Origin of the sequence: Nisaea sp. (assembly GCF_017640745.1) — a bacterium.
Taxonomy (GTDB): Bacteria; Pseudomonadota; Alphaproteobacteria; order Thalassobaculales; family Thalassobaculaceae; genus Nisaea.
Genome location: NZ_JAEPQA010000020.1, coordinates 33,710 through 53,511, shown reverse-complemented (window position 1 = coordinate 53,511; position 19,802 = coordinate 33,710). Strand labels below are relative to the sequence as shown.

The 19,802-nt window shown below is 65.0% G+C and carries 19 protein-coding genes; 8 read left to right on the top strand and 11 right to left on the bottom strand.

Annotated elements, in window-relative coordinates; all coding sequences use genetic code 11:
• Positions 1-10: 10 nt before the first annotated feature.
• On the bottom strand, positions 11-1,606 hold the full coding sequence (locus tag JJ959_RS14710) for a trimethylamine methyltransferase family protein (RefSeq protein ID WP_292884932.1): 1,596 nt from the start codon (positions 1,604-1,606) through the stop codon (positions 11-13).
• Positions 1,607-1,996: 390 nt separating this feature from the next.
• Here JJ959_RS14710 and JJ959_RS14705 point away from each other — a divergent pair, with 390 nt between their 5' ends.
• From JJ959_RS14705 to JJ959_RS14690, 4 genes are all read left to right on the top strand, one after another.
• A complete protein-coding gene (locus JJ959_RS14705) occupies positions 1,997-2,812 on the top strand; it encodes a hypothetical protein (protein WP_292884931.1) in 816 nt (271 codons plus the stop codon).
• Positions 2,799-3,425: a hypothetical protein gene (locus JJ959_RS14700; RefSeq protein ID WP_292884929.1), complete on the top strand. Its 627-nt coding sequence runs from the start codon at positions 2,799-2,801 to the stop codon at positions 3,423-3,425. Before JJ959_RS14705 ends, JJ959_RS14700 begins: the two co-directional genes overlap by 14 nt.
• The gene (locus tag JJ959_RS14695) at positions 3,425-4,039 is read left to right on the top strand and encodes a hypothetical protein (RefSeq protein ID WP_292884927.1); all 615 of its coding nucleotides are present in this window, start codon (positions 3,425-3,427) and stop codon (positions 4,037-4,039) included. The genes JJ959_RS14700 and JJ959_RS14695 overlap by 1 nt, the downstream gene beginning before the upstream one ends.
• 189 nt (positions 4,040-4,228) lie before the next feature.
• Positions 4,229-4,441 (top strand): hypothetical protein, encoded by a 213-nt coding sequence (locus tag JJ959_RS14690; protein WP_292884925.1) that lies wholly within the window; start codon positions 4,229-4,231, stop codon positions 4,439-4,441.
• 253 nt (positions 4,442-4,694) lie between these two features.
• On the opposite strand, the gene JJ959_RS14685 is transcribed toward JJ959_RS14690, so the two are convergent.
• The 5 genes from JJ959_RS14685 to JJ959_RS14665 all read right to left on the bottom strand — a co-directional run bounded on the left by JJ959_RS14685 (position 4,695) and on the right by JJ959_RS14665 (position 8,508).
• Positions 4,695-5,189 carry an isoprenylcysteine carboxylmethyltransferase family protein gene (locus tag JJ959_RS14685; protein ID WP_292885024.1) on the bottom strand — a complete coding sequence of 165 codons (495 nt, stop codon included), beginning with the start codon at positions 5,187-5,189 and terminating at the stop codon, positions 4,695-4,697.
• Between the two features lie 8 nt (positions 5,190-5,197).
• The gene (locus tag JJ959_RS14680) at positions 5,198-6,241 is read right to left on the bottom strand and encodes a type III polyketide synthase (RefSeq protein WP_292884924.1); all 1,044 of its coding nucleotides are present in this window, start codon (positions 6,239-6,241) and stop codon (positions 5,198-5,200) included.
• 97 nt (positions 6,242-6,338) lie between these two features.
• Positions 6,339-6,983 (bottom strand): RraA family protein, encoded by a 645-nt coding sequence (locus tag JJ959_RS14675; RefSeq protein ID WP_292884923.1) that lies wholly within the window; start codon positions 6,981-6,983, stop codon positions 6,339-6,341.
• Positions 6,984-7,012: 29 nt separating this feature from the next.
• Positions 7,013-8,215 (bottom strand): UxaA family hydrolase, encoded by a 1,203-nt coding sequence (locus JJ959_RS14670; RefSeq protein ID WP_292884921.1) that lies wholly within the window; start codon positions 8,213-8,215, stop codon positions 7,013-7,015.
• Complete coding sequence (locus JJ959_RS14665) at positions 8,212-8,508, bottom strand: UxaA family hydrolase (protein ID WP_292884911.1); 297 nt, start codon at positions 8,506-8,508, stop codon at positions 8,212-8,214. Before JJ959_RS14665 ends, JJ959_RS14670 begins: the two co-directional genes overlap by 4 nt.
• A 245-nt stretch (positions 8,509-8,753) precedes the next feature.
• On the opposite strand from JJ959_RS14665, the gene JJ959_RS14660 reads away from it, so the two are divergent.
• Complete coding sequence (locus JJ959_RS14660) at positions 8,754-11,732, top strand: DUF4347 domain-containing protein (protein ID WP_292884908.1); 2,979 nt, start codon at positions 8,754-8,756, stop codon at positions 11,730-11,732.
• An 82-nt stretch (positions 11,733-11,814) separates the two neighbouring features.
• On the opposite strand, the gene JJ959_RS14655 is transcribed toward JJ959_RS14660, so the two are convergent.
• Complete coding sequence (locus JJ959_RS14655) at positions 11,815-12,669, bottom strand: NAD(P)H-binding protein (RefSeq protein ID WP_292884905.1); 855 nt, start codon at positions 12,667-12,669, stop codon at positions 11,815-11,817.
• A gap of 115 nt (positions 12,670-12,784) precedes the next feature.
• On the opposite strand from JJ959_RS14655, the gene JJ959_RS14650 reads away from it, so the two are divergent.
• Positions 12,785-13,435 carry a TetR family transcriptional regulator gene (locus JJ959_RS14650; protein WP_292884903.1) on the top strand — a complete coding sequence of 217 codons (651 nt, stop codon included), beginning with the start codon at positions 12,785-12,787 and terminating at the stop codon, positions 13,433-13,435.
• A 105-nt stretch (positions 13,436-13,540) separates the two neighbouring features.
• Positions 13,541-14,188 (top strand): class I SAM-dependent methyltransferase, encoded by a 648-nt coding sequence (locus JJ959_RS14645; RefSeq protein WP_292884901.1) that lies wholly within the window; start codon positions 13,541-13,543, stop codon positions 14,186-14,188.
• On the opposite strand, the gene JJ959_RS14640 is transcribed toward JJ959_RS14645, so the two are convergent.
• Positions 14,175-16,592, bottom strand: a complete 2,418-nt coding sequence (locus tag JJ959_RS14640) for an FAD-dependent oxidoreductase (RefSeq protein ID WP_292884899.1) — start codon at positions 16,590-16,592, stop codon at positions 14,175-14,177. The genes JJ959_RS14645 and JJ959_RS14640 overlap by 14 nt on opposite strands.
• Before the next feature lie 193 nt (positions 16,593-16,785).
• On the opposite strand from JJ959_RS14640, the gene JJ959_RS14635 reads away from it, so the two are divergent.
• Entirely contained in the window at positions 16,786-17,202 is a 417-nt protein-coding gene (locus JJ959_RS14635; protein WP_292884896.1) for an SRPBCC family protein, read from the top strand.
• Between the two features lie 9 nt (positions 17,203-17,211).
• Here the strand turns inward: JJ959_RS14635 and JJ959_RS14630 are convergent, their stop codons facing one another.
• The 3 genes from JJ959_RS14630 to JJ959_RS14620 are packed head-to-tail and all read right to left on the bottom strand — an operon-like array spanning position 17,212 to position 19,801.
• On the bottom strand, positions 17,212-18,414 hold the full coding sequence (locus tag JJ959_RS14630) for an MFS transporter (protein ID WP_292884894.1): 1,203 nt from the start codon (positions 18,412-18,414) through the stop codon (positions 17,212-17,214).
• Positions 18,411-18,842, bottom strand: a complete 432-nt coding sequence (gene rnhA, locus JJ959_RS14625) for a ribonuclease HI (protein WP_292884891.1) — start codon at positions 18,840-18,842, stop codon at positions 18,411-18,413. The genes JJ959_RS14630 and rnhA overlap by 4 nt, the downstream gene beginning before the upstream one ends.
• Positions 18,842-19,801 (bottom strand): homoserine kinase, encoded by a 960-nt coding sequence (locus JJ959_RS14620; protein ID WP_292884888.1) that lies wholly within the window; start codon positions 19,799-19,801, stop codon positions 18,842-18,844. The genes rnhA and JJ959_RS14620 overlap by 1 nt, the downstream gene beginning before the upstream one ends.
• Position 19,802: the final 1 nt, after the last annotated feature.

Sequence of the window (19,802 nt, the reverse complement as noted above, 5' to 3'; positions counted from 1 at the left end):
CTCGCTCAAATCACACGTTCGAATCCGGGAAGCTCGCCTTGCGCTTCGCCATGAACTCGTTCAGCGCCTCGTCCACCGCCGGATCGATCTCCGGCGCCTGGTATTCCGCCAGCATGGTCTTCACCCGGTCGCCCATGCGCTGGTAGGCGTCGCGGGAGCCCTCGGCGGCCCATTGCTCGTAGGTGTTGTTGTCGGCGACCTTCGAGCGGAAGAAGGCATTCTCGAAATTGGCCTGGGTATGGGCGCAGCCGAGGAAGTGCTTGCCGGGGCCGACCTCGCGGATCGCGCTCATCGCCTGGCCGTTCTCGGTCATGTCGACGCCGCCGAGCAGGGTCGGCATCATGGCGAGCTGGTCGGCATCCATCAGCAGCTTCTCGTAGGAGGCGACGAGTCCGCCCTCCAGCCAGCCCGCCGCATGCAGCACGAAATTGACCCCGCCCATCACCGTCGGGTTCAGGGTCTGGGCGGACTCGTAGGCCGCCTGCGCGTCCGGCACCTTGGAGCCGCAGAGCGACCCGCCGGAGCGGAACGGCACGCCGAGACGCCGGGCGAGCTGGGCGCAGCCATAGAGCACCATGGCCGGCTCCGGAGTACCGAAGGTCGGCGCGCCGGACTGCATGGAGATCGAGCTCGCGAAGGAGCCGAAGATCACCGGTGCGCCGGGCCGGATCAACTGGGTGAAGGCCATGCCCGCCATCGCCTCGGCCAGGGTCTGGGCGAGCGTGCCCGCGACCGTCACCGGGGACATCGCGCCCGCGAGGATGAAGGGAGTGGTGATGCAGGCCTGGTTGTTGCGGGCATAGGTCTTGAGCGCGCCCAGCATGGTGCCGTCCCAGACCATCGGCGAATTGGCGTTGATCAGGCTCGTGCAGACCGTGTTGTTCTCGACGAATTCGGCGCCGAACAGGATCTTCGCCATGTCGACCGTGTCCTGCGCCCGCTCCGGATGCGTAACCGAGCCCATGAACGGCTTGTCGCTGTATTTCATGTGCGCGTAGACCATGTCGAAATGCCGCTTGTTCACAGGCAGGTCGACCGGCTCGCAGACCGTGCCGCCGCTATGGTGCAGCGAGGGCAGCATGTAGGTCAGTTTCACGAAGTTCTGGAAATCCTCGATCGTCGCATAGCGCCGGCCGCCATCGACGTCGCTGACGAAGGGCGGGCCGTAGACCGGCGCGAAGATCGTGTTCTTGCCGCCGATCTCGACCGAGCGCGCCGGGTTGCGGGCATGCTGGGTGAAAGTCGCGGGTGCGGTTTCGATGAGCTTGCGAGCCAGGCCGCGCGGGATATGGACGCGGGTGCCCTGGACATCCGCGCCGGCCTCGCGCCAGAGGGCGAGCGCCTCCTCGTCGTCCTGAAACTCGATGCCGATCTCTTCCATGATGGTGTCGGCATTGGCCTCGATGATCTCCAGCGCTTCCTCGCTCAGGATCTCGTAGACCGGGACGTTGCGCGTGATGTAAGGCGCCTGCAGCTGGCTCGGTCTCGCACGCAGGGCCCGCCGCGCCTCACGTCCGCCGCCTCCGCCGCGGCTCCGGCGTCCGCGTCCTTCGGCAGATGGGGCGTCAGTTTCAGTCGTTTCGAGATCCCGGGCGTCGGCGGCCATCTCGCATCCTCCAAAAGACAGCTGTTTCAGCCGATATGATCACGAAACGGCACGCCCATTTTCTAATGTGCGTCATGAAATGTCGCGCTCTGGCCAGCGCGTTATTTCAGAGGCTAACGCCCGAATAACGCGATCCGGGAGATAAAGGCTCATCGGCTCAAACCTACGAAAGGTTCAACCGACAAGACGATTTCCCCCTCCCCGCCCACTGACGGGCTCGCCGGCTCCCGCCGACGGGCCCGCATCTTTTTCGATCTTCACCTTGCCGAGAGATCCTGCAAACGAAGTTGTATCCGCCCCGGAAGAGTGAGACGCTGTTCGAAAGCGTAAGGCCGGAGTTCCGGGCCTTGTCAGTCCGGACGTACCGGCTCGAACCGGAGGGAACGTCCCATGCTGAGGAAAATCGCGACCCTTACCCTGTTCTTTGCCATGAGCGGCGCCGGTGCCGCGGGCGCGGCCGGGCAACCGGCCGAGCTGCCGCAGGTGCTCGGGCTCGTCGCCACCAAGCTGCCGGTTCCGCTCGACTGCGCGGACGGCAGTTGCACCGGTTTCTTCTCCGCCTTCTGCCTCCAGGAACAACGCCCGAAGCCGAGCAAAGGCCATGTCTACGATGCCGCCGGAGAAGGCGACATCACCATGGTGGTCGAGAAGAACGACGGCAGCACGGCCGAATTCTCCGCCGCCGGCCTGCTCCATTTCGAGAGCACCGGTGCCTATACCTCGGTGCGGATTTCGATGGACGCGCGCCGGCTGGTCTCGCTCGATGCGAAATCCGTGTCGCTCAGCGTGCCGCGCCGGGTCTCCCTGCTGCCGCGCTCGGAACCGGCCGTCGCCGCCCGCCCGAGTGCCGAGGATCTTGATGCCGCCACCGGTGACAAGCGCCTCCTTGCCGAACGCTATTTCGAGAGCGGGTCGCCCCGCGCGGACGCGAGCGCCATGCTCTCGCGCATGATCAATCTGCTGCCCGCCGACGGATACGAAACCAAGGCGGTGCGGGACGGTACCTGGGGCCGGGCGGCCAGCCCTGCCAGCCTGAAAACCTTTTCACCTGAAGGGCTTGGCGAGGCGCGGCAAGCCTATGACCGCTGCCGGGCCTATGCGGACCAGGGCTACAGGATGCGGCTTCGCGGCTGTCTCGAAAATAGCCACGACAAGCTGATGAAGATTCTGAACGATAAATATTGGGAAGGCGATGCCGGGTTCTGAACGAAAGAACCATAGCAGCATCATATCGTTACGCCCAATTCACCCATCTGGACAGGTCGGCCGCCGCCCCCTCGGCGGTTTGCATCTCTTTATATTGCTGCACGACAGCAGGAAACGGTCCGATGAAGCTGGACAGGACATCATCAGTCACCATAAAGTAGGCAAAAATCAGCAACCAATGACTGATACGTTAGGTCTCCAGGGAATGCATCAATTGCGGCTCGTTGATAATGATTCTCCTCCCGTAAGGTGGCGAGAAACGGATTTCGCCGAGGAGATCCCGTCGGTCGCGCTGAGCGCCCTTGCCGCCTATTACCCGCTCGCCCGATGCCCGGACCGCCTTGCCGTCGAGCAGTGGATCGCGAGCGAGCCCGGACTCTCCGGTCCGCACTGCGCCGTATTTCAGCTTGCCGAGGACGGAATCGAAATGATCCGCCAGGGATCGGAGGTTTGTTCCGGCGCCGCGGCCGCCCTCGCTCGTATTATCGAGCAAGACATCCTCGGAAAAGAGGATGGTGCACGGCGCTACGAAATCCAGACTGACGATCTCCGCGACGCGACCGTTCTGCCGCTGCTCCAGAATGCCAGATTGTGCCTGGCGGTCGTCATCTGATGCCTTCCGGTCTCCAGCTTGAAGTGATCCGCGGGGCCGACCCCGCCGTCGTCATCACCTACGATCAGCTCGATTTCCGGCTCGGTACGGACAATCAGCTCGCCGAGATCTTCACGATGTCCGCGCGCGCCGGAACACCGGGGATGCCAAGCCTAGAGGGCATCTCCTTCAACGAGGTGTCCGAACGGGCGCCGGACGTTCTGCCCTACATCCATATCCTGAAAGTCTCGGACGAACCGGCGACCTTCGAATACGAGCGCTTCGGCTTCGGCACGCGCATCCATGGCGGCGGACGGCCGAAATTCGTCGGCGAGCTGGTTCCACATCTCGGTCCCAAGCTGTGGAGCAGCCTCGCCGGTCTTTATGCGGATGCGGCTTTTCGCGGCCGCATCTCCCTGTCAGAAGTTCACGCCAGCGCGGGCGGCGAGTGGTTCGCTTACCGCCGGCTGGTCACGCCGCTCTCGTCCAATGGTCGCAACATCGACAAGATTCTGTGCGCCGTGATCCACAATACGTTCGAGCTCGAGGGCCTGCTGCCCGGCGATCTCGTCAGCATCAATGTCGATGACGAACAGCCGCTCCGCCTTACCTGTCGGTCGGAAAGCATCTCCTGAGAGCGCCAGCCAGGAGCGGGAAAAGCCATAGATGCGGCTGGCGAAGCCCGCGCCCTCAATCCCCGTCTGGAGAAGCCCGCAATGCCGGTCGACGCCCCAGTGCATCACCGAGAGCGCCCGGACGATCCGGGGCAGAACCCAGGACAGACCGGCCTTGCGGGCTTTCGGGTGGACCCATAGTCCGCCAGCATGGCCGATCTTACCGGCAAGCCGCGCATCCATCGCATGCCGCTCGTAGGGCGCCGCAAACATTTTGGTATCCTCGACGAAGCCGACGAAGTCGTCGGTCTCGATCAAGCGGTCGCAGATAATTGCCACCGTTTCCGCATTTTCGTTCGAGACCCGGAGCCAGAATGCGTCTCCCGGCTGGAAATCCGCTTTCGCCGGGTCGAACATGCCTGAGACCAGGGCGGTGCCCGGTGCAGTCTGCATGATGTGTTTCCACTCGCCCATATCGTTCTCGATCGAGATGCGATATCCGGAGCGGACAATCAAAGCCATGGTCTCGCGGTAGTAGGAACGCGCAGTGTCGATTCTCTTAAACATGCCGATTCTCCAATGTTGGGGGCGACACCATAGCATGTGCAGCGTGACCATTCGTTGCAGTTCCGCGGGATTTTCCGGGCCCCGGAACAAACTGATCCGAGCCGGCTCTTCAGCGCCGCTCGGCCAGCACGCCCTCTTCGGCACGGATGCGATAGGCGAGCAGAACGAGGTTCGCGAAGCCGAACAGCAGCGCGAGGTCCCACGCGCCGAAGGCGAGTGGGAGAAGCGGGATCTCGACGGCCACCAGAAGATAGTTGGGGTGCCGGAACCAGCGATAGGGGCCGCGACGGACCAGCGGAGCGCCCGGGAGGGTCACGATCCGCGTGGTCCAGAACCGCCCGAGCGAGACGATGACCCAGAGGCGTACGCATTGCAGCAGGGCAAAGACCCCAAGCAGCACGGGATCGGGCGCGCGCGTCTCGCGGACCAGGAAGAACAGGGCCACGATCCAGGCGCCGTGAAGCAGAACGAAGAAAGGGTAATGTCCGGGATGGTACTCCTTGCCGCCCGCCGACAGCAGCCGGTCCAAGTTGCGGCGCGCATGCAACAGCTCCGCAACTCGGAGAAAAGCGACCGCGATTGCGGTCCATTGCGCCCACCCCATAGCCACCCTCAGCCCTCCAGAACGGCGAAGCCCGCGGTGAAGCCGGGTCCGAGCGCCTGAACCAGGATCCGTTGGCCGACAATCCCGCCTTCCACCATCCGCTCGAGCACGAACAGAACGGTCGCCGCGGACATGTTGCCGTAATGCTTCAGAACCTCACGCGACGTCTGCAGGCCCCATTCCGGCAGACCGTAGGCCTCCTCCAGCGCCGCCGCCACCTTCGCGCCGCCCGGATGGCAGGCGAAAAGCTCGATATCGGCAAGCGTCAATTCATGCTTGGCGAGGAAGCGGTCGGTCTCCGCGCGCATCTCCCTGCGCACGATTTCGGGGATACGCTGGCTGAAAATCACGCCGAGCCCATCCTCCTCGACCGACCAGCCCATCACGTCGAGCGAGTCCGGCCATGTATGCTCCCCCCAGGCCGCTACGGACATTCCTGCCCCGCCGCCACGCAGCACCACCGCTGCCGCACCATCGCCGAACAATGCGGTAGCGACCTGATTTGATTTTCCGGTGTCGCGCCAGCGGAAGGTGAGGCTGCAGAGCTCGACCACCAGAAGCAGCACGATCTCGCCCTCCCGCGCGGCCGCGAGCTGCGCCGCCCGCCCGAGCCCCAACACACCTCCGGCACAACCAAGTCCAAAAAGCGGTACCCGCTTCACATCTGTCCGGAACCCGATCCGGGAGAGGAGCCGTGCATCGAGGCTCGGCGTCGCGATGCCGGTGCTGGAGACGGTTACGAGCGTGTCGACATCGCCGGGATCGAGCCCCGCCCGCTCCAGCGCCCGTTCCGCCGCATCGGCGAGCAAATCTTCCGCCGTCCGGAGATAGACCGCGTTGGCCTCGGACCAGCTGCGGGGCTTTTCGAACCAGTCGAGCGGCACCGACAGATAGCGGGTCGAAACTCCCGCATTTGCATAGACCGGCGCCAGCCGGGCGAAGTCGGGCGCCCGGTCTCCGAAGATGCTCCGCGCATGCGAGAGGGCTTCTTTCTGGCAAAGCCGGTACTCCGGCACCGCCGTCGCGACGCTGAGAAGTCGTGGCGCATTCATGCCATGAAATGTGCGCCTATTCCGGCGCACGGCAAATGAAAACCCGAGAACCGGGCCTATCGATCCCTGCCCCGGCCGCGTTCACGGACAAACGGGCCTAGAACTTGCCGTACTTCAGATACGCCTCCTGCGGATCGGTGCCCGAGAGGATCGCGGTGCGGACCTTGTTCTCGGTCGCGATCGCTGTCTCCGACTTCTCGACCACCTCCTCGACGATCCCCTTCGGCACGCGTATGAGGCCGTCCCGGTCTCCGATCATGTAGTCGCCCGGCTCGATCACGACATCGCCGATGCGCACATCGACGTCCGTCGCCGCCGGAAGCCACCAGCCGACGATGTCGCGCGGGGTGAAACCGCGGCACCATGTCTGGAAGCCGATATCCAGCAGAAAGTTCACGTCGCGGGCGAAGCCGTCGGCGACGCAACCACGCACGCCCTTGTTCTTCAGGGTCTCGGCCGAGAGCTCTCCCATATGCGCCACCGTCCGGTCGTTCGGCTGGCTGACCCAGACCGAGCCTGCCGGCGCCTTCGAGAGCAGTCCGGTCCAGGCGAGCAGCGTTTCGTGCGCGTCCGCCATCGGATCGACCTTGCCGAGGATGGTGAAGGCGGGACCCGCCATCGGTTTCTCCGGCATGATCGGGCGCAGGTCCGGCGGCAGGGTGAAGTTCTTCAGCCCCATTCCTCGCATCACGTCATGGACGACGCCCGTGTAGCAATTCTCCAGCCGCTCGGTGATCGACATGGTTCCTCCCCATTTTGATTTTATTATCCTTATTCGGCGGCCGGCAGGCAGGCCGGGCCGATCGGCTCGAACGTCTTGTAGGTCAGGATGAATTCCTGGTGGCCGAGATCCTCGGAACGGGTCTTAGCGCCGCCGGCGACCGCCAGCACCAGATCCCGGATCTCCGCCCCGACCTCGTCCAGCTCCGCATGCCCTTCGAGGATCCGGCCGGCATCGACATCCATGTCGTCCGCCATCCGCCGGTAGGTCTCCGGGTTGGCGCAGATCTTGACCACCGGCGAGATGGCGGAGCCGACGACAGAGCCGCGTCCGGTAACGAAGAGATTGATATGGGCGCCGCAGGCCATCAGTTCGGCGATCTCGGCATTGTCGTTGATGTTCGGAAAGCCGAAGCGGACCTCGCCGTCCGGCACCACGTCGAGCAGGTAGAGCCCGCCCGTCGGCGGCAGGTCGCCGGGTTTCAGCAGCCCGACAATGGGCGAGGCGCCGGACTTGGCATAGGCGCCCATCGACTTCTCCTCGATGGTGGTCAGCCCGCCTGTCGCGTTGCCCGCGGCGAAAGAGCCGTAGCCGAGCGTCGCGTAATAGCGCGCCGCCTTTGCGACACTCGCCTCGAGCTCGGCGGCGAGCGCCGGCGTTGCGGCGCGGGCGGCCATGATGTGCTCGCAGCCGATCAACTCTCCGGTCTCCTCGAAGATGCAGGCCGCGCCCTCCGCGATCAGCATGTCGAAGGCGCGCCCGGCGGCGGGATTGCCGGTGATACCGGAGGTGCCGTCCGAGCCGCCGCAGATCGTGCCGACGACCAGTTCGGATGCGTCCATCGGCACACGTTCCGCCGCTTCGAGCGCCGGAAGATGCTCCGCAACGAAGGCCTCGCCCTCGGCGATCGCTGCGCGCGTGCCGCCGACCTGCTGGATCGTGACCGTCTTTACGGGACGTCCCGTCGCCGCGATCTCCTCGCGCAGCATCCGGTTGTTGAAGGACTCGCAGCCGAGCGAGAGCAGCAGCGCGCCGCCGACATTCGGATGGGTGCAGAGCGCCCGCATCATCCGCTGGGCATAGTCATTCGGGTAGCAGCCGGGGAAGCCGATCAGATGCACCTCCCGGTCCCGGAAGCGCAACACGATCTCCCGCGCCACGTGATGCGCGCATTCGACCAGATAGGCGACGACGAGGACGTTGCGGATCCCCTTGCGTCCGTCGCTGCGCGGATACCCTGTGAGGGCACTCACGGCGTCTCCTCCGGCAGAGAATAGGTCGGCGTGTAGTTGCTGCGGACATTGTGCACATGGACATGCGCACCGGCGGCGATCGGCTCTGTCGCCACGCCGATAACAGCGCCGTATTTCAGGATCGGCTCGCCTTCCGCGATGGCCCGGCGGGCGACCTTGTGGCCGAGATTGAGGCTGCGGCCCGCGGTGACTTCAATCTCACCGACAGCAAGACACTCGCCCGCGCCGATACCCTGGCGCAGCACCAGAACATTGTCGTCGGGACTGAGAAGCAGCAGGCGTCGGTCAATCATAGCAAAACTGTGCGCCAGATCCGGGGACAAACAAAAGAGAAAGCTGAAGCCCTCACACTCTCGGCTATGCCGGAAATTTCAGAAAGCGGGAGGCTCACGGGCGATCGCCAATTTCCAATTTTTCCAAATTGGATTTCCAATTTTTCCAACAAAATGCCAACAATTCCAATAGTTTATTGATGTCGACGCCGCCATGTTTCACGCGTGGAATGTTTTCCTCAAAAGAATCATGGATCAAGCGCCGTATGATTTTTGGCAAAGCCTGTCTCTTCATCGATCCTGCCGTCCGTAACGCGGATCTCCTGGTCTCCGGCCTCCGCGCCGGAGCAGGCACCTACAGGCTCGCCGTTTCGGACGATCCGCTGGCCGAAATCGCGGCCGAACTTCACAGCGCCTCCGGGGTGCGTCAGATCTCGGTCCTGGCACACGGCACCCCCGGCGCGATCGAGCTTTCCGGACAACGGATCGACAGTGCGGCGCTGAGGCGGAACAGCGCCACCCTTGACCGGATCCGGCGCGCGCTCTCACCCGACGCGGAGTTGGTGCTGATCTCCTGCGAGGCCGGTGCCGGACACGCCGGCGCAGAGCTGGTCGGTGTCTTGGAAGAGAAGCTCAGCGTCACCGTTCGGGCCTCCTCGCTCCCGCTCGGCGGCGATGCCGGATGGGCGGGCCTGCCCGCCGCGGCCAAGCTGTTCACGGGCGAAGCGCTGGACGCCTATCCCGAACGCCTCGCCGTAACCGGCGGCCCGGCCACCGCCGGCAACGACACACTGACCAGCGACGGCGACGCGGACACGATCGACGCGCTTGCCGGCAACGACGTCATCAACGGCAATGGCGGCGACGACGTCATCACCGGCGGCGACGGCGCCGACACCATTTCCGGCGGGGCCGGAACCGACAACCTGATCGGCGGCACCGGGGACGACGTCTTCCACGCCACCTCCAGTGAAGTTTCGGGGCTCGCCGAAACCATCGACGGCGGTGCCGGCGGCAACGACGTGTTGTTCCTCAATGGCGGCGGCACGTTCGATCTGTCCAACGCGGTCATTTCCGGCATCGATCTATTCACCGGCTCGGCGGCGGCGGACACCATCACCGGCACCAGCGGCGACAACACCATCAGCAGCGGAGACGGCGCAGACCTGATCAGCGGCGCAGACGGCGCAGACCGTCTCTATGGCGGGCTCGGCACCGACATCCTCTACGGCAATGCCGGCAACGACATCCTCTACGGTGACGGCGGCGACGACACGCTCTATGGCGGCACCGGCAACGACTCTCTCCTTGCCGGAACCGGAAGCGACGTGCTTTACGGCGGCGACGGCAACGACACCTTTCACGCCTTCAGCGACACCGGCGCCGACACCTATTATGGCGGGGCCGGGGACGATTCGGCCTCAGCTTTCTACTTCAATACCGGCGCGGTCTTCTATGGCGGCGACGGGAACGACACCGTCACGGGGCCGGGAGGAGCGGCCACCGGCACCACCCAAGGGGCGGTGATCTACGGCGATGCCGGCGACGACCTCGTTACCGCGGACGACGGCCCCGACACGATCTATGGCGGGACCGGCAACGATACCCTCTGGGGCGACGATGGCGGTGGCAAGGCCGTGAACCTGATCTATGGCGACGATGGCAATGACCTGCTCTATGCCGGATCGAATTCCGACGATGGGGACGGAGAAATCGGGAACACGGTCTATGGCGGGACGGGCGACGACACCTTCTATGGCGGCAACGACAGGGACATGCTCGTCGGCGGCGCCGGGGCCGATGTCTTCGTCGGTGAGGGCAACAGCGGTAACGCCAAGGCGAAACTGAACGGCGATACGATCTTCGGGCTCGATACCAGCGACAGCATCGTCGTCCGGAACAACGATCTGAGCTCTCTCAGCGGCACAATTGTCAGCAGCTCGATCAATCTCGACGGCACGAACGTAGTGAATCTCGCCGGCATCTCCGGCAGCCTCCAGATCTCCGTCGCGTTCGACGGCACGCACTCCACGCTGAGTTTTTCCCGCTACGAGGCCCCCGCCAGCACCAGCCTCACCACGACGGACCGGAGCGGCGGCGACGGGACGGAGACCAACCAGACCCTCACCAACAATACCGGCGCCGACGCGACCGGCCTGCTGGTGAGCAATACCGGCAGCGGCAACACCATCACCGTCACCCTGCCGGCGGGGCTTTCGCTGACCCAGACCGGAACGGGAGCGGCGGTGAGCGGCGCGGCGGCGGGATCTTTCCTGACCGGGCAGGTCCAGGGCTCCGGCGCCTCGGGTGCGAGCCAGGCCCTCTTCGACGGCCACGGCCAGAGCTACATCAACAGCCTCGGCGGCACCCCGCTGGACATCCGCAGCATCACCTTCTCCGGCTCGAACGGCACGCAGCAGACCGTCCAATTCACCGGCACCGCCAACGGCGGCGGCGAGGCCTTCATCGTCGACACCTCCGGGCTCGCGCCGGGCTCGACCACCCGGCTCGACCATATCGATTTCGCAGCCGTGCTCGGCAACGCCACCGTCACCGGCGGCGAGGGTTCCAGATATGTCGCCGGAGACGACGCGGCGCAGTTCGTCTCGCTCGGCACCGGGAACGACACGATCGCCGGCGGCGGCGGTAACGACACGCTCGCCTCCGGCTACGGAGAGGACATCACCTACGGCAACCAGGGCGCGGACTCCCTCCTCGGCGGCGGCGGTAGGGACACGCTCTTCGGCGGCCAGGACGGCGACATCCTGCACGGCGGGAACGACAATGACCTGCTCTACGGCAATAAAGGCGCGGATACGCTCTCCGGCGGCGGCAACGAGGATCTGTTCTATGGCGGGCAGGGTAACGACATCCTCTACGGCAATGCCGGAAACGACAGCCTCCATGGCAATCTCGGCGACGACAGTCTCTATGGCGGGCAAGGCAACGACGTGCTGGCCGGCGGCGGCGGCAACGACCTGCTCTGTGGCAATGCGGGCGACGACACGCTCACCGGCGGACTGGGCGCGGACACGTTTGTCTTCAGCTTCGGCGGCGGCAACGAGACCGTGACGGATTTCGCGGCGGGGACCGACACACTCGCGCTGGAGAACGGGCTCGGCGTCAGCGGCGGGACGGAGAGCGGGGACAATACCATCGTCACCTTCTCCGACGGCGGCAGCGTGACGGTGATCGGCGTCTCAAAGACCGACCTCGCCGCCGCCACGGGATGGGAGCTTGGGTGAGCCGGCCTCCCTGCCGCCACTCCCGCTTTTGCGGAAATGGCGGAAATCCGGACACCCCGGCCGCCGGGCATAGCGACAAAGGTCAGGCCGTCACCGGCTCCATAGCCGACCAGACACCGGTTCGTGCCGTACGAGACACATAATCCGCGAAGCTTCCGGGTCCCCGCCCCAGAGCCTCCCGGATCCCGCCGGAAAGATACGCGTTGCGTCCGTCCAGCACCGTCGTGAACAGGTAGAGCAGAAGCGAGATCTCTGCGTCCGAAACGCCTGCGTCGCGGAGCATCTCGGCATAGCTTTCGGGGGCGATCTGCCGAAAACGTATCGTCCGTCCCGCCGCTGCCGAGATCGCTGCCACCGCCTCCTCGAAGCTCAGGAGCTCCGGACCGGTGACCTCGTACAGCCGGCCCGAATGCCCCTCCTCCGTCAGTGCCGCAACCGCAATCGCGGCGATATCCTCGACATCGACGAAAGGCTCCTTCACAGGGCCGACGGGCAGCAGGACTTCGCCTGCCTTGATGGCATCGAGCAGGAAAGTCTCGCTGAAATTCTGCAGGAACCAGCTGGCACGGATGATGGTCCAGTCCGCCCCGGATCCGATCAGAGCCTGCTCGGCCTCTTCAGCCTCCGGCTCGCCGCGTCCGGAAAGCAGCACCATCCTCTTCGCGCCCGCCGCGAGCGCCACTGCAGCAAAGTCGCGGATTGCCGACACTGCGCCCGGGACCGCGAGGTCCGGATGAAAGGTGATGTAAACCGCCGAGGCACCAGCGACAGCAGGCCCCCAAGTTTCCGGATCGTTCCAGTCGAACGGCGGTGTTGCCGCACGGGAACCGACCCGAACCGGCCGACCTTTTTCGATCAGGCCTTTCACCACCCTGCTTCCCGTCTTCCCGGTCCCGCCAAGGACCACGATCGGCGCTTCATCGAGTTCGTGTTTCATCGTCATCTCCAAAATGTGAGGGTTACTCATATTTATAAACCTGATAAACTCTCACATTTACCGAGTCAACCAAATTTGCTTTGATGCGGATGACGGTCACGGGGAACTGAGGTCGATGGAACTGCCGGATTTATCGAGAGTCGCGCTGGAGCACATTTCGCTCCGCCGGACGCCGAGCCAGGCGCGCAGCCGCGCGCGGGTCGAGCAGATGCTGAACTGCGCGATCGCCGTGATCGCAGAAAAAGGCAGCGAGGCGATGACGATGAGCGAGATCGCCCGGCTCGCGGGCGTGTCGATCGGATCGCTCTATCAGTATTTTCCCGACAAGAGCTCGATCATGCGCGCGCTCGCAGAGCATTACGGCGCGGAATGCCTCAAATGCATCGAGCAGGAACTGGCAGGCGCCACGACCCTGGAGGAACTCTGCAGCGCATTGGGCGCGCTCATCGACGTCTATTTTGCGCTGTTCCAGGCTGAGCCGGTGATCCGCGACGTGCGTTCCGGCACGGAGGCGGACAAGACTTTGAGAGACATGGAGATATCGGAAAGCCGCAAATCCGGCGCCTTGCTCTCGGCTGCGCTCTTCCGGGTGGCGCCGGAATGCCGTCGGGAAGATGCCGAAACGGCCTGCTTCCTGGTCATGCATCTCGGCGAGTCCACCATGCGGCTTGCGCTCTCGGTCGGCCCGGAAGAGGGAAAACGGCTGGTCGAAGCTTACAAAGGCCTGGCCTTGCGGGAGGTCCGCCGCGCCGGAACAGCAGCCTGAACCCTTCATCGTACGGCCCTCACCGAGATGTGAGTCCTATCCGCCTCCAACCTGTCGACATCGCTCCGCTTTACCATCAGAACGCAGCCTGAGAGGGAGATCCACATGACGGATGCGGCACGGTTCTGGGACAGGCATGCAGAAGGCTACGCGAAACGCCCGGTCGCGGACGAGACTGCCTACGAGCGCAAACTCGAGCTGACCCGCGCCCGGCTGAAGCCGGCGATGAAGGTGCTGGAGATCGGCTGCGGCACGGGCACCACGGCGCTCCGCCATGCACCGCATGTCGCGCACGTCCGGGCGACGGATATCTCGCCGCGGATGATCGAGATCGCCCGACGCAAGGCGCAGACGGCCGGGATCGGCAACGTCTCTTTCGAGCTCTCGGATATCGAGCGCCTGGGATCCGATAACGGCGCCTACAATGCCGTCATGGCACATAGCATCCTGCACCTTCTGCGCGACCGGCATGCAGCGATCGCCAGGATTGCACGTCTGTTGCCGGAAAACGGTCTCTTCATCAGTTCGACGCCCTGCCTTGCGGGCGGTCGCCTGGGCTGGCTGCGCTACGTGCTGCCACCGGCACGCTGGCTCGGTCTCGTGCCCTGGGTCGGGTTCTTTACGGTCGAGACTCTCCTCGCCGACTTCGAAGAGGCCGGCTTCGAGATCGAGGAGCAGTGGCAGCCAGGTCCTGCAAAGGCGCTCTTCGTGGTTGCCAGAAAAGTCGAGAGGCCTGCCCTCACCCCCGCATAAGCGCGCCTTTCGGATCGTGCAGCGGCGCGGACACCCGGTGTGCCGTCAGGATCTTGCCGAGGATCTCGACCTCGAAGCCGTCTTTCTTCTCCGCATATTCCCGCGGCACGTAGCCGAGCGCGATGCTCTTGCCCACGGTATGGCCGAAACCGCCGGAGGTAACCCAGCCGACCGCCTTGCCGCCGTGGAAGATCGGCTCGTCGGCGATGGCGTCGATCTCCTCGACGTCGATGGTGAGGGTGATCAGCCGGTAGGTGCCGCCGCCCGCCGCCTGCTCGGCGGCCAGCGCCTCGCGGCCAATGAAGCTGTTCTTCGACATGTCGACGAAACGCTCCAGCCCGGCCTCGAGAGGCGAATAGTCCGGCGTGAATTCGCGCAGGAAGCCGCCGAAGCTCTTTTCGAGGCGCAGGCTGTTCAGCGCCCGGCCGCCGAAATGTCTCAGCCCGAATTCAGCGCCCGCCTCGACCAGCAGGTCATAGAGCGAAATCAGGTAGTCCGGCCGGACCCAGATCTCGTAGCCCCGCTCGCCGGTGAAGGAGAGCCGGCCGACCATGGCATGCAGCAGGCCGATATTCATCTCGCGAAAGCACATGAAGGGCATCGCCGCAGTCGAGACGTCCTCGTGCGTGACTTTGGCCAGCAGCTCCGCCGCCTTCGGCCCGGCGATGGAGAGACCGACAAGGTCCTGGCAGCGGCTGCGGATCTCGACGCCGCTCTCCGGCAGATGGTCCCAGAACCAGCGGAGATGGAACATCTCGGCGACGCCGGAGCCGAAGATCATGAAACGGTTCTCGGCCAGCTTGGCGATGGTGAAATCGCCGATGATCTTGCCCTGCCGGTTGAGCATCGGCGTCAGCACGATGCGGCCGGTGCTCGGCATCCTGTTGGTCATGAGTTCGGAGAGCCAGGCCTCCGCCCCCTCGCCCGTCACCTCGTACTTGGCGAAGTTGGAGATCTCCAGGAGGCCGACGCTCTCGCGCACCGCCCGGCACTCCTCGCCGACCGGTCCGAAAGCGTTGGAGCGGCCGAAGGTCACGTTCTCTACCGGCTCCATGCCCTCCGGCGCGAACCAGAGCGCATGTTCCAGCCCATAGGAGGCGCCGAACACCGCATTCTTCGCCTTCAGGCGATCGTAGATTGCCGTCATGCGGTGCGGGCGGCCCGCCTTCAGTTCCTCGTTCGGGAAGGTGATCGAGAAGCGGCGGGAATAGTTCTCCTTCACCTTCTCGTAGGCATAGCCCTTGGTCGCGTAATTGCCGAAGCGGGCGCAATCCATGGCGAAGACGTCCATGTCCGGCTCTCCCTCGATCATCCACTGGGCGAGCGCGAGACCGACGCCGCCGCCCTGGCTGAAGCCGGCCATGACGCCGCAGGCGAGATACATGTTGCGGAGCCCCGGCACCGGGCCGACCAGCGGGTTGCCGTCGGGCGCGAAGGTGAAGGGCCCGTTGATCATCGACTTGACGCCAGCATTCGCAAGGAACGGGAAGTGCTGGTAGGCGACGTCGAGCGAGGGCGCGATGCGGTCGAGGTCCGGCTGCAGCAGCTCGTGGCCGAAATCCCACGGCGTCTCGTGCGGCGACCAGGGCACGCAGGCCTTCTCGTAGGTCCCGAGGAGGAAGCCGACACCCTCCTGGCGGGTATAGATCTCCGCCTCGAAATCGATCAGGTGCGGCAGCTCGTTCTCCAGCGCCTTGATCTCGTCCAGCGGCTCGGTGATCAGGTAATGGTGCTCCATCGCCAGCACCGGCAGTTCGAGCCCGACCATGCGGCCGACCTCGCGGGCCCAGAGACCGCCCGCATTCACCACCTTCTCGGCCCGGATCGTGCCCTTGTCGGTGACGACGGACCAGGTGCCGTCCTTCTCCGCCACCAGCTCCTCGACCTTGGTGTGGCGGTAGATCTCCGCCCCGCCCTTGCGGGCCGAGATGGCATAGGCGTTGGTCACGCCGGAGGGGTCGACATGGCCCTCGTTCGGATCGTAGACCGCGCCGACGAAATGCTTCGCGTCGCAGAGCGGATGCAGGCGCTGCACCTCGTCGAGCGAGATGAAATCGATGTCGAGGCCCATGTATTTCGACTTCGCGACCATGGTCTTCAGGTAATCGACGCGGGACTGCGTGCCCGCCGCCATGATGCCGCCGGAGAGATGGACGCCGGTCGCCTGGCCGGAGATCTCCTCGATCTCCTTGTAGAGGTCGATGGTGTATTTCTGCAGCTTGGTGACGTTCGGATCGCTGTTCAGGGTGTGCATGCCGCCCGCCGCGTGCCAGGTCGAGCCGGAGGTCAGCTCACTGCGCTCCACCAGCACCACGTCCTTCCAGCCGAGCTTCGTCAGGTGATAGAGCACCGAACAGCCGACGACGCCCCCGCCGATGACCACGACCTGCGTGTGCGATTTCATGACGCGTCTCCCCTGCCCCGCTTTCTCATGCAGGGATTAGTCGAACAGGTCCGCACCGAAGAGGCGAGCCGCACGGCGACAAAGGCCCCGCCCCCCGCGTCGCAATTGGAGCATTACCCGGATCGGCCGCGGGGCTTTGCCCGAAGCGCTTCGGCAGGTACCCTGACACCGATTGCAGTCGCGGGAGGAGATCATGGCGACAGTCGATATGAGTGTGAAACTTGCGGCACCGGCGGCCGATGTCTGGGCCGTGGTCGGGGATTTCCTCAATATCCACCAGTGGCATCCGGCGGTCGACCGGACCGAGGCGATCGGCGCGGGCGGGATCCGGCGGGTCCACAGTGCCAATGGCGGGCCGGTCTTCGACGAGGTCCAGCTCGAGCGCGACGAGGACGGCCGGCGCATGCGCTATGCCATTGTCGGCAAGCCCTTCCCGATGGAGAACTACTCCGCCTGGATGAGCGTCGAGGATACGGGCGGCGGTTCGGTCGTGCGCTGGCATTCAGCCTTCGCCCCGGACGAGGGACGCGAGGAGAAGGCGGCCGGGATCGTGAAGTTCATCTACAAGAGCGGCTTCGATGCGCTGGTGGAGCGGTTCGGCGCCGGCTAGCAGAAGCCCCTAACGCACCCGGTCGACCGAGCGCACGGCGGCGGCAACCAGCAGGCCGAGGAGGCCGACGCCGATCATCGGCAGATGGCCGTTGGACCAGCCGCCGAAATAGGTCACCACGGTCGCGAAGATCGGCGCCGCCAGCAGGTTGCCGAGATTGGAGCCATGCACCACGACGCCGCTGCAGGTCGCGACCTCGGTGGCGTTCCGGGCATGAGCCGGCGCGCCGGCGAGGCAGGCCGCCGGCAGCACGCCGCAGATGCAGGACATCGCCACAGCGGCGGGCACGCGGAGCAGATCCGGCGCGCTTCCGGCAAAGACGAACCATGCCGTCCCGATCGCGCCGAGGAAGCTGATCGCGATGATGACCCAGCGGGGCAGGCCGCGATGCATCAGCCAGGCCGCCCCGAGATTGCCGACCACGTTGACCAGTACGACGAGTGCCCCCAGCAGCGCTGCGCGCTCGAGCGAATAGCCAAGCCGCTCGATCAGGAAGGTCGGCATCCAGGTCATCAGGGCGAAGACCGCGCAGGCATAGAAGAAGAAGGCGAGCGCGAAGAGATAGGGCGCAGGCAGCCGCAGCGTCTGGAGGACGTCGCGGAGACCACGGCCACGGTGCGGCTGCGGGACTCCGGACCAGCGCCCCGGCCGGACCATGATCCAGAGAAACAGAGCCATGGCGATGCAGATGACCGAGTCGGCGAACCAGAGCCCGCGCCAGCCCCATTCGCCGAGAAAGACCGGTGCGGCGACCATGGCGATGGCCGCGCCGACCGGGAAATAGGCCGACCAGTAGCCGAGTGCGAGGGAACGGTCCCGCGGGCGGGACGCCGCGACGATCAGGGTCGGCGCGGCGATCGAGGTGGCGAGGAACCCGAGACTTTCGAGCGCACGACCGGCGAACAGCAAAGCCGCCGAGCCGGAGAGGACGCCAAGGGCTGACCCCGCCGCCATGATCAGCATCGCCCAGACCAGAAGGCGCGCCGGTCCGACCCGGTCCGTCGCCATGCTCATGCCGATGGCAAGGACAGCCGCGAAGACATGCAGAAGCGATGCGAGCCAGCCGCCGCCGACCAGCGACAACCCGAGATCGGCACGCAGTTCCGGCAGCGCCGGCGGCACCTTGCCGACCTGCAGCGCGGAAACGACGCCAGCCAGGACCGCGAGGGTCACGATGTCCCAGCGGGTTTTCTCAACGGCAGTGGCGCTCACGGTATGGCCAGGCGGGCCAGTTCGTCCGCGCGCTCGTTCTCCGGGTGGCCGGCATGGCCCTTGACCCAGTGCCAATCGATCTCGTGCCGTCCGCAGGCGGCTTCGAGCCGCTGCCAGAGCTCCACGTTCTTCACCGGCTTCTTGTCGGCGGTGCGCCAGTCGCGCTTCTTCCAGCCGTGGATCCACTTGGTGATACCGTCGCGGACATAGGTGCTGTCGGTATAGAGATCGACATGCATAGGACGGGTCAGCGTCTCCAGCGCGGTGATCGCCGCCATCAGCTCCATGCGGTTGTTGGTGGTTTCCTTCTCGCCGCCGGAGAGTTCCTTCTCCGCCTCGCCGTAGCGCAGGATCGCGCCCCAGCCGCCCGGTCCGGGATTGCCGCTGCAGGCACCGTCCGTGAAGATCTCGACTCTCTTGGACGCCATCAGATGCCGTAACCCGCGCTCGAGGAGACGGTCTGATGGAAGCTCAGCTTGCGGTGATATTCCATCGGGTCCTTCGGCTTCACGAAAGCGCCTTCCGGGTGATTGATCCAGTCATAGAGCCGGGTCAGCAGGAAGCGCGTGGCGGAGCCGCGGGCGAGCACCGGAAGCGCGTCCAGTTCGGCTTTCGAGAGTTTGCGGACCGCGTCGTAGGACGAGATCATCTGCCGCGCCTTGGTCACGTTGAAGCTGCCGTCGGTCTCGAAGCACCAGGCGTTGAGGCAGATCGCGAGGTCGTAGACCAGCATGTCGGTGCAGGCGAAATAGAAGTCGATGAAGCCCGACAGCCTGTCGCCGAGGAAGAAGACATTGTCCGGGAAAAGATCGGCATGGACCACACCGCGCGGCAGGTCCTTCGGCCAGTTCTTCTCCAGAAAGTCGATCTCTGCCTCGAGAAAGGCATAGAGCCCGGCCTTCACCTCGTCCGACTGCGGACCGCAGGATTCGAGCAGCGGGCGCCAGGAGGAGACGGAGAGATTATTCTCCCGCACCATCGAGAAATCTGCGCCGAGCGCATGCATGCGGGCAAGCTCGCCGCCGAGCGCGTGGCAGTGCGCGGGCGTCACCTTGCGATGCCAGACACCGTCGAGAAAGGTCACCACCGCCGCCGGCCGGCCGTTCAGCGTGCCGAGCACCGTGCCGGAGCGGGCGCGCACCGGCTGCGGGCACGACAGACCCTTGGCCGAGAGGTGGTCCATCAGATTGAGGAAGAAGGGCAGATCGTCCGGATTAACCCGCTTCTCGTAGAGCGTCAGGATGTAGGTGCCCGTCGTCGTCCGGACCATGAAGTTCGAATTCTCGACCCCCTCGGCGATCCCTGCGAAGGAGATCGGCTCGCCGATATCGTAGGTCTTCAGGAAGGACGCGAGATCCTCGTCGGAAACGGAGGTATAGACGGCCACG